Source organism: Deltaproteobacteria bacterium (assembly GCA_016234845.1).
Taxonomy (GTDB): domain Bacteria; phylum Desulfobacterota; class Deferrimicrobia; order Deferrimicrobiales; family Deferrimicrobiaceae; genus JACRNP01.
This window is the reverse complement of sequence record JACRNP010000112.1, coordinates 1-17301: the sequence shown is the minus strand read 5'-3', so window position 1 is coordinate 17301 and position 17301 is coordinate 1. Positions and strand designations below refer to the sequence as shown.

Here is a 17301-nt window from a genome sequence, read left to right as displayed (position 1 = left end):
TCTACTAACTTCCTCGCGGTGCTGAATGCCGAGCTGATCGTCGTCCCGCTGTCATGCGGGATGACGATCAGCTTTCTCCGGAAGAGCGGCAGGACTTCAACACCGACGCAATAGAAAAGCGGCTACGGCTTGCCTCCCTTCCACCTCCGCAACTGCGCGACCTCATCCCAGAGTTGACCCCACACCCGCTCGGACTGCCGCCGCCGGTGCTCGTCGTGACGCAGCTCGTTGGCCTGGGCCTCGCGCTCGAGCTTGCGGTAGTGCTTTATGCGATCGGCATCCAACGAACCTGAATCGACGCCCTCCTTCACTGCGCAGCCGGGCTCGGTGTCGTGGCGGCAGTCCCGAAAGCGACAGCGGCCCGCGAGCTCCGCGATGTCCAGGAAGACGGTGTCGATCCCATCGTCGTCGAGGAGCTGCAGTTCGCGCATGCCGGGGGTGTCGAGCAACAGGCCGCCGCCGGGCAGGAGGACGAGCTGGCGATGGGTCGTGACGTGGCAGCCCCGACCGTCGCCTGCGCGGACCTCGCCGGTGCGCATACGTTCCTCGCCGAGCAGAGCGTTGACCAAGGTCGACTTGCCGGCCCCGGAAGAGCCCACCAGGGCTACGGTCATGCCGTCGTGAATGCAGGCGCGCACCGCCTCGATACCCTCGGAGTGGAGCGCACTGATAACGTGAACCGGCACACCGACGGCGTGAGTCTCGACCTCGGCAACCCGCGCACCGGGATCCGCACAGAGGTCGGCCTTGTTGAGGATCACGGAGGGCTGGGCGCCGCTCGCCCAAATCCGGGCGAGGTAGCGCTCGATCCGGCGCACGTTGAAGTCGGCGTCGAGGCCGCACACGGCGAACACCAGGTCGACGTTGGCGGCGACCACCTGTGCGCGCGCCTCGCGTCCGGCAGCGCCCCGAGTGAAGACCGTGCGCCTCTCGAGGACGCGTTCAATGACGGTTGTGTGATTTGGACCGGGGGCGTCCTTGACGACAACCCAGTCGCCGACACCGGGAGCCCCGGCATCTTCGAACTCGAGGCGAAGCCTTCCAGCGAGCTGTGCGCGTCCCGAGCCCGTCGTCGACCACACCTCGTAGGCGCCGCGATGCTCGGCTGCGATGCGGGCCGGGACGACCCTGTCGCCGCCCGATGTCTGAAGCTGTTGTTCGAAGAAGGGGCCGAAGCCCAGAGCGGATAACTCGTGCACGATGACGTCCTCCATGTGCGCGGCCATGGGCGCGCGCATCCATCCGCGTGCGCACCAGACCTCAGCGTGGACACGCGGACAGGGATCAGCGGTTGAGGGGGCGCGTCGTGGCGATCAGCGCCTACGGCGCAGGTGCGTCCTCAGGCAAGATCCGTATGGAGAACCGTGACGGTCATCAAACCTCTGGGGGAACCCGCAGGTGCTCACCTGCAATTTCCAACATAATAGACTCCTTGCGCCCTTGGAGCAAACACCAGCGAGGGACGAAGAGATCGTTCAGATCTGTCCTCGGATCTACTTGCGGATGCGAAGGGAGACGAAACGGGAAGGATGATAGGTCAGGGCAACAAGGAGGCAATATGCCCCATTTGGCGCGCCTCCTCTGTTCCGTTGATGATGGGCCGCAACCGCCTCTCGGTGACCGCCGACGTCCTGATGATATCCGACATGGTCAGGATCTGTTTCCGGAATTCCGGGGCAAGGCGGAGAAGAGCCATGACCTGGGTAACCCTGGCACGGGTAATCCCTTCTCGGCGAGCGATCTCGGTCTTGTTCTGAATCTCGCCGGCATCTAGCTGCCGTTGCCATTCGATTGCCTTGCGGAGGAGCTCAGTCACACGGGGGGGCCCGGGACCCGTCGGCTTGAGAATGCCCCGGGCCGATGGGACGACGCGCACACCCTGGTTGGCCTCGATACGTCGCGTCAGGGTGCCTATATCGATGGAGCCAAACGCGACTTCGACTTCCTGTTCGCGGTAAGCCTCCCGGAGGACGCAAATATCGCGAGGTACGGCGTCGTGGACGATTCGGAACCAGATTTCGGGGCCTCTGGCGTGTGCATGCTTCGTAGAGCCTGACCTTCCAACTTTTTCTGCCTCGCAAGACCCTGATTCATCTTGGATTATTTCGGGGTGGCCCGGGTGGGTCGCACTACTAATATTGGTAGTGTGACCATCCCGGGGAGCCAGATTTCAAACGGGCCGCTTTTCCCAGGGGAAGCGGCCTGTTCCTTTCTGTAGACGGTGTTCGTATCTGCAATCATGTCAAAAGGTTTTCGATAATTCGGAATCAACTTGCCGCCCTTCCAAGTGGAGTTCGAGCAAGCGAAATTGAGCAACTGGCGTTTTCCTTCATGCCTTCATGTGGGTCATTCTCAGGCAGTGGTACTCCACTCGATGTGTTCGAGCAGCTTGTCCAGCAGCCTTTCCGTTTCATCCCGACCGTTCTTCGGGCGAAGAAAGATCTGGTTATGGATGAAGGAATCCAGGTATGCCAATATCACCCTCGTGACATGTCCGACATTTTCGATCTCGAATTCCCCTTTTTCGACTCCTTCTTCCAACAGCAATTCCAGAATGGCTGCGATGAAATTTCTCATTCGTTCGTGGAAGGAGGACAGGCTGGTTCGGCGGGGATCCAGGACGATGATGAAGAAGAGCCGCTGGCTGTCGGTATCCTCGATGACGGAGTCCACGATATTCAATACGAAGGATCTCAGTCGATCCAGTGCGGCGCCCTCCGAAGCTAACGAGCGGAGGATCGAATCCTCGACCGTTTCGCACAATCGTTCCACCAGTTCGAGGTAGAGTCCTTCCTTGCTCCCGAAATGGTAATAGAGTGTCGGCCGGGTCACATCCGCTGCCTCGGCGAGTTCGCGCACGCTCGCCGATTCGAATCCCTTGCGGGCAAACAGTCGCAGCGCCGCATCCAGCAGCCGATTCCGGACGGCATTCCCGTTCTGTTCCTGGTTTCCGGGTTGGTTCTTGTCGAAGCTCAACGATGCCATCGTCCCCTCCAAATCGGGAGATAGGGTACCGGGATCTCTACCGACCGGACGCGAGCGTCCCCGTGATCCGGTCGAGTTCCATCCGGGCCAGCCGGTAATCCAGGGAAGCCTGGGTTACCTCCATCTCTGCCTTCTTCACGGCGGCGACCGCTTCGGAACGCCTGGCTTCGGTGACCGCACCGGCCTTCACGCGGTTCTCGCTCAGGCGCTCGTACTCCCGGGACAGAGCCAGGGCCTCGCGGGCGACCTCCACCATCTTCTGCGTCCGCTCCAGCTTCCGGTACACCTTGTCGATTTCCACCGTCACCCGGTCGTCCTGTCGCGCCAGGTTTTCTTCCGCTTGGAGGAGTTGCGCCTTCCTCTCTCCGATCTGCGCGTTCCGCTTCCCCCAGTCGAAGATCTTCCAGCTGAACTGCGCCCCGACGAGCTCCACGTTTTGGGTAAGAAACGGCGCGCCGTCCTGGTAGACATGGCTGGCGAAGAGAGTCAAATCCGGGATGTACTCGTAACGGGCGGCACGGACCGCGGAGCGGGATTTCTTTACCGTCTCGCGGGCGGACGCCAGTTCCGGGTTGTTCGGTCGCGCTGCCCGGAGCGATTCCTCCCGCGGGGGGAGCGGAAGGTCCTGCAGGCCGGCTTCGGTCAACTCCACGGGAGCGTCGGGCGGGAACCCCAGCAGGTCGTTGAGTTCGGAGCCGAAGTCCGCGATCCGGTTTTCGGCCGCGATCAGCGCCTGCCGGGACTGGAGCAGTTTGACCCGCCCCGCGTTCGTTGCGACGTCGAGAAGGTTGCCGGAGCGGACTCCTTCCTCGCTCTCGCGCAAGTCGTCCTGGGCGGCCGCCAGCATGGCCCGGGCGGCTTCCCTTTCCTTGGAGGCGATCAGCAACCCGTAATAGAGCTGGTGCACCGCGAGGACGATCTCGTTTTCGGACTTCTTCAATTCCGCCTTGGCGATGCCGCGGTCGGCCCGGGCGACGTCGACGGCCGCGCCGATCTTGAGGAGTTGGGTCAGCGGCTGGCTCAGCGTCGTTTCGCTCACCAGTAAATTGGACTTGCCCTGATCGATGGAAACCGACTTGTCCGGAAACGGGCTGCCGCCGATGGATCCCAGGCTGCCGGCGGGGATTGTCATGAGCTGGGTGTCGCTCAGGTTGAGGGCCTTGGAACTGTTGGAAAGGACGGGGAAATAGTCGGCGCGGGCAGCGTCTGCCTTGCGCTCGTTTTCCACCACTTTCGCCCGCCCGATACGGAGCCCCTTGTTGCGATTCAGCGCCGTTTCGACCGCCTCGTTCAGGGTAAGGGGAGCCTTCTGCTCTTCCGCCGAGGCGCCGCCCGCCGCTCCGAGCAGGGCAATCACGGCTAGGACCGGGACGACCGCCGCCGGCTTGAAGGCGCGGGACCGCACCACCACGAACAGCACCGGGACGATCAGCAGCGTGAAGCACATCGAGAAGATGAGGCCGAAGGCGATGACGCTCGCCAGCGGACTCCACAGGCTCGAGCCGGAGAGGATCATCGGGGTCACCCCCACCGCCGCCGCCATCGTGGTCAGGAAGATCGGCCGCATGCGCCGCTTGCCCGCCTCCTTGGCCGCCTCCTCGAGCGAGCTTCCGCCGGCCAGCTTCTCGTTCATGTAATCGATCAGGATGATGCTGTTCCGCACGACGATACCGCACAGGCTGATCAGTCCCAGGAAGGCGGTGAAACCCAACGCGTTGCGGGTCACGATCAGCCCCAGGACCGCCCCGAATACCATCAACGGGATCGATGACATGACTACAAGCGGATCCGATACCCGCTTGAACTGCATCAGCAGGACCAGGAAGATGGCCACGAGGCTGATCGCGAGCGCCCCGAGCATCTGCGGAAAGGTCTCGTCCCGGTTGAACTTGTCCCCCCCGTATTCGATCCGGTAGCCGGGAGGGAGCTTGACGGCGGCAAGCTTCGGAGCCGCCTGTTCCAGGAGTTGCGATGCGTAATGCCCCTGCTTGACGAAACCGCGTACGGTCAAGGTCCGCACCCCGTTTCTCCGGACGATCCGGCTGGTCTGCCACTCCGGCGCAAGGGTAGCGAAGGAGCGCAGCGGGACCCTGGCGTGCGTAAGCGGAGATGTCACGTAGGTGTTCCCGACGTCGGCGAGGTTTTCCCGCGCCCTTTGGTCGAGCCGAAGATTGATGGCGACCGCGCGGTCGCCTTCCCAGAAGGTGCTGACCGGCGCGCCGTCGAAGGCCCCGGCAAACATTCCCGCCACCGCGGCGTCGGTGATTCCCATGCGGTTGGCCAACTCGTTGTTCACGTTCAGATCCAGCATGAAGGAGTCGTTGTAGTAATCGTCGTGCACGAACTGGGAGAGTGAAATCCCCTGCAGGATCCCCCGGACCTGTCCTCCCAGGCGCTTGAGTTCCGCGATGTCGTCGCCGGAGATGCGGATTTCCACCGGAGCCTCGGTCTGCGACCCCTGCTGCAGCTCCTTCACGATCACCATCGCTTCGGGCGCGAGCGTCGCAAGGCTCGCCCGCAGCTCGGGGACCAGGCGGGTCGTGTCCTTGACCGAATCGGAGTTCACGATGAACTGGCCGTAGGCCGGGTCGGGCTGCTGGGGGTTCACGTTGTAGTAGAACCGCGGCGCGCTCTGGCCGACGAACGTGACGTAATGGGCGACCCCCTTGCTGCCGGCGATCTTCCTTTCGATCCGGCCCATCACCGCGTCCGTCGCCTCGATCCGGGACCCCTGGGGCATCCAGACGTCGATCACGAACTGGTTGCGCTCCGCCGAAGGGAAGAACTGTTCCGGGACCATGGAAAACATCCCGACTCCGGCGGCGACCGCGACGATCCCGATCGATAGCGCCAGTCCCTTCCTGGCCATGAGGGCGTTGATCGCCCGGGAATAGATCTCCAGAACGCGGTCCAGCAGGCTCCGCCCCTGCTTCCGGTCCGCGGATTCCGCTTCATGATCGTGCAACCCCTTCGAAATCACCGACCGGCAGATCAGCGGGGTCAGCAGGACCGCCACGATGAAGGAAACCGCCAGTGCGATCGCCACGGTGACCGGTAGGGCCGCGATGAATTCCCCGGCCGATCCCGTCAGGATCAGAAGCGGCAGGAAGGAGGCGATGATCGTCACCGTGGCGGTGAATACCGGGACGAAGACCTCGGTGGCGCTCCTCCATGCCGCCTCCATCCTGGGAACCTTGTGGTCGAGGAGCTCCACGTAGTTGTCGGCGATGACGATCGCGTCGTCGACCACGATCCCCAGCACCACGATCAGCGCCGCGATGGAAACCTGGTGCAGCTCGATCCCCATCGCGTTCATCACGCCGAGCGTCCCGCACAGGGTCACCGGGATGGCAAGGGCCGAGACGAGGGCGACGCGGAATGGAAGAAGGAAGAGCGTGACCAGGATGACGGAGCCGATGGCCAGCAGGAACTCGTGGCTCAGATTCGCGATCCGTTCCTTGACGACCGTCGGCTGGTCGGCGACGAGTTCGATCTGCACATCCGGAGGAAGGAGGACCTTGAGCCGCGCCAGGACCATTTCCAGCTTCTCGCCGAACGCGACGATATTTTTCCCCTTCTGCATCTCGACGGAAAGCAGGAGGCAGGGGTCGCCGTCGTACCGGACCATGAAGTCGGGGTCCTGGTAGCGGCGCGTGACCTTCGAGAAATCCTTGATGTAGACCGGCATGCCGTCCTTCGAAACATCGACGAGCACGTTCCCGATCTGGTCTTCCGTGGTGAATGTCCCTGTGGGCCGAAGCGGCACCTTCGAATCCCCGGCGTCGAATTTCCCCGCGCTCTGGATGACGTTTCTCTGCTGCAAGGCCGTGGCCACCCGGAACGGGTCGGCGAGATACTGCGACATCCGCTGCAGGTCGCCGGTGATCCGGATTTCCTCGCTCTGCGCGCCGTAGGTGGCGAGCTTGTACACTTCGCGGACCGTCCGCATCTCGTCCTGGATCTTGTCCACATGGTCCCGCAGCTCCCGGTAACCGTACCGCTTGCCGTGGACGGCGATCAGCAGGGCGACCGTATTTCCGAAGTCGGAATCGACCACCGGCCCCCGGACGCCGTCCGGCAGCTCCGTGGCGCGGGTCATGTTCAACTCGTGGCGCAGCTTCGACCAGAAGAGGTCCGCGTTCCTGACGTGGTCCTCGAGCTCGACGTTGATGATCACCATGCCGGGCCGGCTGGTCGAAAAGGTCTTGTCCTTGCGCACCTCCTGGAACTTGAAGATGTGCTTCTCCAGCGTCTTGGTGACCTGTTTCTCCACCTGCTCGGACGTCGCGCCCGGGTAGAGCGCGGCCACGATGCCGGTACGGATGGTGATGGACGGGTCCTCGGTCCGGGGCATATTCATGAAAGCGTGGACTCCGACCACGAAGACCATCGCCGTCAGGACCAGGGTCACAGTCGGGTGGCGCAGGGAAAATTTCATCGGATTCATCGGACGTTCCCCTCCAGGACGCAGTTCATCGGCGCTCCTCCTGCCCGGTCGCTGTAACGGCCAGGCCGTCTTCGAGCTTGGCCTGCCCGGCAAGGACGATCCGCTCGTCTCCGGATAGTCCGCTCTTGATCACGAGATCCTTGCCGACCCCGGAACCGGTCTCCACCCGCTTCGCGTAAACGCGTCCCTGGTCGGGGTAGTAGACGAATACCCGGGTTGCGCCCTGGGGATCCCGGACCACCGAATTGCCGGGCACCGTCATCAGGGCGGCGGTCCGGTCCCCGCGAATGGTCGCTTCCGCGATCATCCCGAGTCGCAGGAAGCGATGGGGATTGGGAACGTGGATCCTCGCCATGTAGGTGCGCGTATTCGGGTCCGCGGAAACGTTGAGGACGCGGATGGTGCCGTCAAACGTCTTCTCGGGCTGCGCGGGAATCCGGATCTCCGCCTTCTGCCCGATCCGGACACGGTGGATATCGGTTTCCGGAACGCCGACGGTCACCTCCACGGGATCCAGCTGTACGATCTCGAAGGCGGGGCGTGCCGGAGAGGAGGTATCGCCGACCTCGATGTACCGTTTCGCGATGTATCCGCTGATGGGGGCGAACAACGTCGTATCGGAGAGCGCCTTTCTTGCGATCTGCAGGTTGGCGACGGCCTGACGGGAGGCGGCCTTGGCCTGCTCCCTGTCTTCCTTCTGGCCCCCTGCCTTCGCCTGCTCGTACTGCTGCCGGGCGGACTCGTAAACCGCCTTGTATTTCAGGAAATCGTTCGGCGCGAGGCTCTTCGACTCGTACAGCATCTTCATGCGCCGGTATTCGTCCTCGGCCCGCTCGAACGTGATGCGAGCCTGCTCCAGCTGTTCCGGCCGCGCCGGATTCATCGCCTTCTCCAGCGCTGCGTCCGCGGCGGCGCTCTGCGCCTCGGCGCCCTGCACGGTATGCTGGTAGTCCGTAGGGTCGATCCGCGCCAGCATCTGCCCACGGCTCACGTATTCCCCTTCGCGAGGCCCGGCGAAGACGACCCTTCCCGAAACGAGAAAGGAGGCGCTCGCCGGCGAATTCGGCGCGTTGATGCTTCCGCTCACCGTGATCGTTTCCCGTTCCTGGATCCGCCGGACCTTCCCGAACGACACCGGGACCGGATCGCTCCGCACCTGCTTCTTCTCCGGCTCACCCTTGCAGGCGGCCAGGGACACTCCCAGAACCAGACCCATCAACACGGACACGCATGTGAGGTTGCCCTTCATGGTCGCTCTTCCTTTCGTGGAAGCTGAACTAGTGAAAGCGCAACAAAGCCATGAATGTGCCAAACCAGAATGAAGCCTGAAATCAAATACTTGCGTGTCCAGGCCGGAGACGGCCTACGGCATTCCGTAAAAGCGATTACGGTATATCGCGAATCGTGCGATAATTACGGCATGCTCCGTTTCGACGGGACGTGATGGAATGCTGAACCGCGACGAATTCCTCCGGGAGATGACCCTCCGGATCTGCAGCAGCCTGGAGATCAAGGAAACGTTGCGCAATGCGTTCGAGTACCTGAGGGAGCATTTTCCGCTCGACGGGCTGATCCTCTTCATCATCGACGAACGAATGGGCGCGGTCCGGCACATCGCCCATGCTTTCAACGAAGGAATCGTTCCTCCGGACGAGATCGTTCCTCTGCCGAAGGGGATGCTGGAGAAGATCGCGGCGCGGAAATTTTCCGCGCCCTTCACCGCGGACGCGGATGAGGACGAGATCTTCCGCTACTTCGCTCCCCTGGTGGGGCTCGAGGGGAACACGGACCTGATCGTCCCCTTGCGCATGAACGGGACGTTGCTCGGCGGCCTGTCCCTGCGCGTTCGGGGGGCGAGGCGGTACACAGAGGAACAGACCGAGTTCCTCGGTTCCATCGCGAAGCCGTTCGCGCTCGCCCTGGCCAACGCTCTCGCCCACGAGGAGGTGCTCCGATACCAGGCCATCCTCCTGGACGACAAGCGATTCCTGAGCCGGGAGTTGCACCGTGGCGCCGCGGGCGATGTGATCGGCGGAGAGACGGGACTCCGCAAGGTGATGGAAATGGTGCGCCAGGTGGCGCCGCTCAACAACACGGTGCTCCTTCTCGGCGAGACCGGGACCCGCAAGGAAATGATCGCTGACGCGATCCACTTCTCCTCGCCGCGCAAGGACGGTCCATTCATCAAGGTGAACTGCGGCGCCCTGCCGGAGAACCTGATCGACAGCGAGTTGTTCGGCCACGAAAAGGGGGCATTTACCGGTGCGGTCGCCGAGAGCAGGGGACGTTTCGAGCGGGCCGACGGAGGAACCATATTCCTGGACGAGATCGGCGAATTGTCACCGACCGCGCAGGTGCGGCTCCTTCGGGTGCTGCAGGATCGCGAGGTCGAGCGGGTCGGTGGAAAGCGCCCGATTCCCGTCGACATCCGCGTGATCGCGGCGACGCACCGCGATCTGCAAAGCATGACGACGGAAGGCGGCTTCCGGGAGGACCTCTGGTATCGGCTGAGCGGCTTCCCCATCCCCGTGCCGCCGGTACGGCAGCGGAAGAGCGACATCCCGGCTCTCACACGCCATTTCGTAATGGTGAAGAGCAGGGAATTCGGCATCGCGGTCCCGCCCTCGATAGCCCCCGGGGCGCTTCTGCGGCTCATGGAGTACGACTGGCCCGGGAACGTGCGCGAGCTGGAGAACATGGTCGAACGCGAACTGATCCGGCACCGCGGCGGTCCCCTGACCTTCGAGACGATGCTGCCGCGCGAGGAGGGAAGGACAGAAGCCGTTTCCGCCGGCATCGCCCATCCTCACCCTCCGCTGAAGCTGGACGAGGCCATGGCGGCGCACATCTCCGAGGTGCTCAAGCTTGCCAAGGGCAAGATTCACGGGCCCGGCGGGGCGGCGGAATTGCTGGGTGTGAACCCGACGACTCTGCGCACGCGGATGGACCAGCTGGGAATCCAATACCGTCGCCGGGATCGGAGAACCAACTGATTATTTCCCCTCTTTATGAGTCCACGATGTGGAGCCGGCAAAGTCCCGGAGAGGGTGCCTCGGGGAGCGCTTTTATTTGATTCGCGCCGTTACGTCTTCGTAGACGTGCTTACGGTGCCGGATGGCGAGGACGTAGACGATCTCCCCTTCAATCTTGAAAACGACCCGGTAATCTCCCACCCGGAGCTTCCAGTACCCCCCGAGATTCTTCCTCAGCGGAAGGCCGTATTCCTGGGGTGCGGTCATCAGCCGGGTTTCGATCGCCCGCTTGATGCGCTCCTGCATCCTCGCATTGATCTGGGGGAGGTCTTCGCCCTTGACGTCAGGGTGATACCTGACGGTAAATGCCACGCTATCCCCAAACATCCTTGTGCGATAACGCCCGAGAGCGTCTCAGGGTCCTCGCGCGCGTTTCCGCAACCCGTCCGAGATCGACGTCTTCCCGGATCTCGATCGCTTCCTTGACGAGGTCGCGCACCACCGTCGAGAGCGATACGCCTTCTTCTTCGGCGAGGCGGCCGACCGCATCGAACAACGGTTTTTCGAGGACCACGTTGACCCTCGGATTTCTGGCAGGCATCGACACCTCCTCCTTTCGGGACGAGTGTATCACTTCGGGAACACCTTGGGAAGCGTCCTGTGGACGAGATGGACGATCCGGAAATAAATCTCCATCTCGATCCGCCTTGGGCGGGTTCGTCTCTCCCTTCACCGGGTCTCCGAATCACCGGATGACGACTTTCTTGTTCATGAGCCACAGGATGAGGAGAATCAGCAGGAGCAGGACCGCCAGTCCGACCACGGCGTCCGCCCCGCTGTCCGACCCCGAGGCCGCCCGGTCCGTCAGCGCGGCGAGCCGGTGCAGCTCCTTCCCTTCCATCGAAAGGACCTTCGCCGTCGCCTCTTCCGGCGAGACGCCGTAGTCCACCAGCTTCTGCGCGACGATCTTCCGCTCCAGGAACGTCTGGACCTTGGCGATGTCCGCCGCCCGGAGGTCCGCTCCCTCGACGCGGGAGGCGATCACGCCGGCTTCGGCCACCCCACGGAGGGAACCCAACGCCCCCATCCAGCACGAAAGCGCAACGGCAAGCGCGAGGAACCACCCGGTCCTGCGAATCGATGTCATGGCCAGCCTCCTTCCCGCGTATTCCCCCCAGTATATAATCAAGATCGCGGAACGGACGGCGGCGCGGAAGATCCTCCCGCGTCGGCGGGCGGCGCAGGCGAGGCCGGAAGTCCGGGCCGGGAGGAGGTGCGGCGATGGCGGACGTGCGGAAGATCCGGAAGGTGTGGCGCTCCCGGCCGACAATCGAGGGGGCGGGAGTCCACTTGAAGAGGGCCTTCGGCAACCAGGAGGTGCCCCTGCTCGATCCGTTCCTGCTCCTCGACGACTTCCGGTCGGACGACCCGTCGAAGTATCTCCCCGGGTTCCCCTGGCACCCGCACCGGGGGATCGAGACGATCACCTACGTCCTCGAGGGGGACGTGGAGCACGGAGACAGCATGGGGAACAAGGGGGATATTTCCGCCGGCGACGTCCAGTGGATGACCGCCGGGAGCGGCATCGTCCACCAGGAGATGCCGAGGGGCGACGCGCGGGGCCGCATGGGAGGGTTCCAGCTGTGGGCCAACCTCCCTGCCGCCCACAAGATGATGGACCCGCGATACCGGGAGGTGAAGCGAAGCCAGATCCCGGAAGTCGCGCTGGAGGGCGGCGCGAAGGCGAAGATCATCTCCGGCAGGGTAAACGGGGCGGAGGGGCCGGTCCGGGACATCGTCATCGACCCCGAGTACATGGACGTCTCCGTCCCGATGGGGGCGAATTTCCGCCATGGCGTGAAGCGGGGGCATACGGTCTTCGCGTACGTCGTCTCCGGTAGCGCCTACTTCGACGAGGGACGGGATCCGTACGCGCGGGAGGAGCTGGGGCGGAACTACTTCGACATCGACCGGCAGTGCCTGTGCGGGCCCGAATCGCTCGTCCTCTACGGGGACGGCGACGCGGTATCCGTGACCGCCGGGGAAGAGGCGGTCCGTTTCCTCCTGGTCGCGGGGAGGCCGATCGGCGAGCCGGTGGCGTGGTACGGCCCGATCGTGATGAACACCGAGGAGGAGATCCGGGTCGCCTTCGACGAGTACCGGAGGGGGACCTTCATCAAGGGCCGGTAATCGCGCGCTCCGGAATCGGGGGGCGGACTCCGCTCATCCCACTTCCGGAGGACCCGTTATGGATCGCCCGCTGAAGCACCGCAGCAACCTGCTGACCGGAACGCCGGGAGGGGCGGACTGGGCCCGGAGGGCGGCCGCGCGCGCCATGCTGCGGGCCGTCGATTTCTCGGACGACGACTTCTCCCGGCCGATCGTCACGCTGGCGTGCCCCTTCACGAACGCCACCCCCTGCAACGACCACATCCGGAAGCTGGGCGACATCCTGTCCCGGGAGATCGTCGCGGCCGGCGGCAAGCCGTTCCTGTTCGGCACGCCGGTCGTAAGCGACGGGGAGACGATGGGGATGGAGGGGATGAAGTACTCCCTGATGTCGCGGGACCTCATCGCGGACTGCGTCGAGACCATGCACGAAGGGTACGCGGCGGACGGGATCGTCACGTTGTCCGGCTGCGACAAGAGCATCCCGGGCGCGCTCATGCCGATCCTGCGGAACAACGCCATCGGGCTGACGCTGTACGGGGGGACGATCCTGCCGGGCCGCTACAGGGGGGAGGACCTGACGATCGTGAGCGCGTTCGAGGCGATCGGGGCCCACGCGGCGGGAAGGATCACGGACGGAGAGCTGCACGAGGTGGAGTGCCGCTCCTGCCCGGGCGCGGGGTCGTGCGGGGGGATGTACACGGCCAACACGATGGCGTCGGTGATCGAGGCGATGGGGCTGTCCGTCCCGGGCTCGGCCTCCCACGCGGCGGTGGACCGGGCGAACCGGATTTCGCGGGAGAAGCGCAGGGATTGCGCCGATTCCGCCCGGGCGCTGTTCCTGCTCCTTCGCCGCGGGATCCGGTCGCGCGACATCGCGACGCGGGAGGCGTTCGAGAACGGCATCGCCGTGATGATGGCCCTCGGGGGCTCGACGAACGGGGTTCTTCACCTCCTCGCCCTGGCCCACGAGGCGCGGGTTCCCCTTTCGCTGGACGACTTCCACGGGATCGGCCGGAAGGTTCCGCTGCTGGGAAACTTCAAGCCGTTCGGGAAGTACGTCATGGCGGACCTGGACCGGATCGGCGGCATCCCGATGGTGATGAGGACGCTGCTCGACGCCGGCCTTCTCCACGGGGGTTGCGCCACCGTCACGGGGAAGACGGTGGCGGAGAACCTGGCGGGCGTCGCTCCCCCTCCCGGCGGACAGGACGTCTTCGCAACGCCGGACCGCGCGTACGCGCCGCCCGGGCGGCACATATCCGTTCTCCGCGGGAACCTCGCGCCGGAAGGGGCGGTGCTGAAGCTGTCCGGCAAGGCGCTTGCCTCGCATGCCGGGCCGGCGCGGGTCTTCGACCGGGAGGAAGACGCCCTCGACGCCATCCTCGGCGGGCGGATCCGGAAGGGCGACGTGATCGTGATCCGGTACGAGGGGCCGAAAGGCGGGCCCGGGATGCGGGAGATGCTCTCCCCGTCGGCCGCGCTGATGGGCGCAGGCCTGGGGAAGGACGTCGCGCTGGTCACCGACGGGAGATTCTCCGGCGGCACGCACGGGATCATGGTCGGACACGTCGCCCCGGAGGCGCAGGCCGGCGGGCCGATCGCCGTCGTCCGCGAAGGCCGACGGATCGCGATCGACCCGGGGGAACGATCCATCGCCGTCGAAGCGGACGACGCGGATATCGCGGGGCGTCTCGCGCGATGGAGCGCACCGGAGCCGAAATACCCGCGGGGCGTCCTGGGGAAATACACCCGTCTCGTCGGCAGCGCGTCGAAGGGAGCGGTGACGAGCTAGGGAACACCCGGTCAGGCCGCGGGGGGCGCGTTCCCCTCCCGTTCGGCCGCGCGGAACTCCGCGCGGAGTTTTTCGATCTCGTCCCGGTCGACGCCCGTCTCCGTCTTGAGGACCCGGATGCGCGGATCGTTCCACAGGGAGTAGAAATACTCGGTCGCCAGCCGTACCGGGTCGCGGCCCCGGAGGTGGACCGCCGAACTCGCGCGGTAGTACCGGGGATCGTCGACCCCGACGATCAGGTCCTCGTCGCCGATCACGAGGGGGGAGAGGTGCGGCAGCCCCTCGGCGTGCGCGAACGCCCGCACCTCGTACCCCTCGGCCCCCTGCCGCTTCCCGATCATCTCGACCAGCACGTCGAGCCGCTCCTCGTCGGGGACGTTGTAGATCTCGTAGACGCGCCACATCCCCGGGCCGGTGGAGGCGACGCAACGGTCGATCGCGCCGTCGAACACCTCGAAGACGGGGTCCGGCCGGGACGGCTTCGCCAGCCGTTTTCCGCCGAGGCCGTGGAGCGCGGCGTGGAAGATCCGCCGGCGGCCCTGGGCGTCGGCGGACGCCCGCGCGATGATCAGCGGGACGGCCATGTAGACCGACTCGCGGGTCGGGTACACTTCGGCCTTGGCGCTGCGCAGGTTCTCGTGGATGTCGTCCAGGACCTTCGCCCGCTCCGTCACGATGTAGACGAGGATCGCGTACGACAGGATCAGGATCATGACGGTTTCGAGGTGCTGGACGCCGAAGACGTTCGTGAACCGCTCCATCACCGCGACGCCGACGCCCAGCGTCGCGAAGATGATGAAGAACCAGTAGCTGAAGAACCGGGCGGTGAGCATGCGGAACTTCCGGTACTGGGACTTGAAGGTCGTCGTTTTCATCGGGATCCTCCTCTGCGAAAAAAATGCCACGGCCAGGCCGCACCGGACGATGCGGACAACGCCACCGGGCCCGGAAACGGGCGACGGCAAGGAATGGAGTGGAATGGTTGTGTACGAGCAAGGAATGTGCCTTCGGGTGCTTGAACCGAACGGCCGGAAAACGGAAGGTTTTTCTGTTGTTGCCGGCGGGAGGCCGGATTACGAATCGGAACTCGGAAACCGCGGAATTCCCTTATTGAAAGTCTGCGCGCCGATCGGTTCCGCCGATTCTCCCCGGTCCGTCAGGCCGGCTTGCGGAAACCGGCGGCCATGACCTTGGGCTCCACCTGTCCGGCGTACTGGGCGAAGTTCTCGTGGAACATCCCCGCCAGCATCGAAGCCGTCCGGTCGTACTCCGCACGGTCCTTCCAGGTCGACCTCGGATCCAGGACCCCGGTCGGCACGTCCGGGCAGCTTTCCGGCACGCGCAGTCCGAACACCGGGTCCACCCGCATGCAGCATCGCCCGGGTGTGGCCGATGTCCATCCGCCGCCCCGTGCCGTACGGGCCGCCGGTCCACCCCGTGTTGACCAGCCAGGCCTTGACGTGGTGCGTCGCGATCTTCTCCCCCAGGAGCTTCGAATAGACGGAAGGGTGCAGCGCCATGAAGGGGCCGCCGAAACAGGTGCTGAACGTCGCCTGCGGCTCCACGATCCCCCGCTCGGTCCCCGCCACCTTCGCGGTGTAGCCGGAGAGGAAGTGGTACATCGCCTGGTCGGTAGTCATCTCCGAGATCGGCGGGAGCACCCCGAAGGCGTCCGCCGTCAGCATCACGATGTGCTTCGGGTGGCCGACCGGGCCGCGGGGCGCGACCCGGGGGATGGAGGAGAGCGGGTAGGACGCCCGGGTGTTCTCCGTGAGGGTCGCGTCGTCCAGGTCGATCCGGCGCGAATCGGTCTCCATTCCGACGTTTTCGAGGATCGTCCCGAACATCCCGGTCGCCCGGTGGATCTCCGGCTCCATCCCGGGAGAGAGGTTGATCACCTTCGCGTAGCAGCCCCCCTCGAAGTTGAAGACGCCGCGGCCGCTCCATCCGTGCTCGTCGTCGCCCACCAGCGTCCGCTCCGGGTCGGCGGAGAGGGTCGTCTTCCCCGTCCCCGAGAGTCCGAACAGGACCGCGACATCCCGGTCGTCCCGCCCGTAGCTGGCCGCGCAGTGCATCGGAAGGACGCCGGCCGCGGGAAGCAGGTAGTTCATCACGGTGAAGATCGACTTCTTGATCTCGCCCGCGTACAGGGTGCCTCCGATCAGCACCTCCCTGCGCCCGAAGTGGATCAGGACGAAGACCTCGCTGCGCGTTCCGTCCATCTCGGGACGGGAATGGAAGCCGGGAGCGCTGATGACGGTGAATTCGGGTACGTGGCGCGGAAGCGCGTCGCGGTCCGTCACGGGGAGGAACATATTGCGGGCGAAGAGGGCGTGCCACGCCTTCTCGGTGATGACCCGGATCGGGAGCCGGTGCTCCTCATCCGCGCCCACGTGGCAATCCTGGACGAAGAGCTCCCTCCCTTCGAGGTAGGCGAGCAGGCGCGCCCGGAGCGATTCGTACCGGTCCGCGTCGAAGGGGCGGTTCGTCTTCCCCCAGTGGATCGACGGCTCGCTTCCGGGCTCCCGTACGAAGAAGCGGTCGTTGGGGGACCGCCCCGTGTATTCGCCGGTCCGCACGACGAGCGGCCCCCCCGCCGCGAGATGCCCTTCGCGGCGACGAAGGGACTGCTCGATCAGCGCGGAGCGCGAAAGGTTCCACCAGACCGCTTCGGCCTTCCGGATCCCGTGCAGGGAAAGGTCGTCGGCACGGTTCCCGTTCAAGCGACTGCTCATGGCGGAGCTCCTCGTGATGATCGGATGGTATGAAGCGAATGGTTCTCATTCTACCATCACCGCTCGGCCGTCGTGCTTTGCCCCGCCGCGCCGGCGCGCATCGATCGCTCCGCCTTCAGGCGTCCCGGGTCCAGGTCACCCGGAGAAGGTTCGCGTCCGCCGACCATTTGTAGGCGACCGTCCCGCGGCACGCCTTCC

Annotated in this window: 12 protein-coding genes and 1 pseudogene; 3 read left to right on the top strand and 10 right to left on the bottom strand. The window is 64.8% G+C overall.

The features are described 5' to 3' along the window. Positions 1–122: 122 nt before the first annotated feature. From rsgA to HZB86_08215, 5 genes are all read right to left on the bottom strand, one after another. A complete protein-coding gene (gene rsgA, locus HZB86_08235; GenBank protein MBI5905525.1) occupies positions 123–1226 on the bottom strand; it encodes a ribosome small subunit-dependent GTPase A in 1104 nt (367 codons plus the stop codon). A 311-nt stretch (positions 1227–1537) separates the two neighbouring features. Then, positions 1538–1816, bottom strand: a complete 279-nt coding sequence (locus HZB86_08230) for a hypothetical protein (protein MBI5905524.1) — start codon at positions 1814–1816, stop codon at positions 1538–1540. Between the two features lie 536 nt (positions 1817–2352). Further along, positions 2353–2985: a TetR/AcrR family transcriptional regulator gene (locus HZB86_08225; protein MBI5905523.1), complete on the bottom strand. Its 633-nt coding sequence runs from the start codon at positions 2983–2985 to the stop codon at positions 2353–2355. A gap of 37 nt (positions 2986–3022) precedes the next feature. Then, a complete protein-coding gene (locus tag HZB86_08220; protein ID MBI5905522.1) occupies positions 3023–7432 on the bottom strand; it encodes an efflux RND transporter permease subunit in 4410 nt (1469 codons plus the stop codon). A 25-nt stretch (positions 7433–7457) separates the two neighbouring features. Further along, on the bottom strand, positions 7458–8681 hold the full coding sequence (locus HZB86_08215) for an efflux RND transporter periplasmic adaptor subunit (protein MBI5905521.1): 1224 nt from the start codon (positions 8679–8681) through the stop codon (positions 7458–7460). A gap of 199 nt (positions 8682–8880) precedes the next feature. Here HZB86_08215 and HZB86_08210 point away from each other — a divergent pair, with 199 nt between their 5' ends. Then, complete coding sequence (locus tag HZB86_08210; protein ID MBI5905520.1) at positions 8881–10425, top strand: sigma 54-interacting transcriptional regulator; 1545 nt, start codon at positions 8881–8883, stop codon at positions 10423–10425. 72 nt (positions 10426–10497) lie between these two features. Here the strand turns inward: HZB86_08210 and HZB86_08205 are convergent, their stop codons facing one another. The 3 genes from HZB86_08205 to HZB86_08195 form a co-directional block, all read right to left on the bottom strand. Beyond that, a complete protein-coding gene (locus HZB86_08205; GenBank protein MBI5905519.1) occupies positions 10498–10791 on the bottom strand; it encodes a type II toxin-antitoxin system RelE/ParE family toxin in 294 nt (97 codons plus the stop codon). Continuing rightward, a complete protein-coding gene (locus tag HZB86_08200) occupies positions 10778–11005 on the bottom strand; it encodes an antitoxin, RHH family protein (GenBank protein ID MBI5905518.1) in 228 nt (75 codons plus the stop codon). The genes HZB86_08205 and HZB86_08200 overlap by 14 nt, the downstream gene beginning before the upstream one ends. 144 nt (positions 11006–11149) lie before the next feature. Next, entirely contained in the window at positions 11150–11551 is a 402-nt protein-coding gene (locus tag HZB86_08195; GenBank protein MBI5905517.1) for a PA2779 family protein, read from the bottom strand. Positions 11552–11685: 134 nt separating this feature from the next. Between HZB86_08195 and HZB86_08190 the strand changes: the two genes are divergently transcribed. After that, positions 11686–12594: a pirin family protein gene (locus tag HZB86_08190; protein ID MBI5905516.1), complete on the top strand. Its 909-nt coding sequence runs from the start codon at positions 11686–11688 to the stop codon at positions 12592–12594. A gap of 58 nt (positions 12595–12652) precedes the next feature. Next, on the top strand, positions 12653–14368 hold the full coding sequence (gene ilvD, locus HZB86_08185; protein MBI5905515.1) for a dihydroxy-acid dehydratase: 1716 nt from the start codon (positions 12653–12655) through the stop codon (positions 14366–14368). A gap of 11 nt (positions 14369–14379) precedes the next feature. On the opposite strand, the gene HZB86_08180 is transcribed toward ilvD, so the two are convergent. Both HZB86_08180 and pckA read right to left on the bottom strand, forming a co-directional pair. After that, positions 14380–15243, bottom strand: coding sequence for a hypothetical protein (locus tag HZB86_08180; protein ID MBI5905514.1), 864 nt, complete (start codon positions 15241–15243; stop codon positions 14380–14382). Positions 15244–15524: 281 nt separating this feature from the next. Then, positions 15525–17103, bottom strand: a pseudogene (pckA, locus tag HZB86_08175) (phosphoenolpyruvate carboxykinase (ATP)). Between the last annotated feature and the right edge of the window lie 198 nt (positions 17104–17301).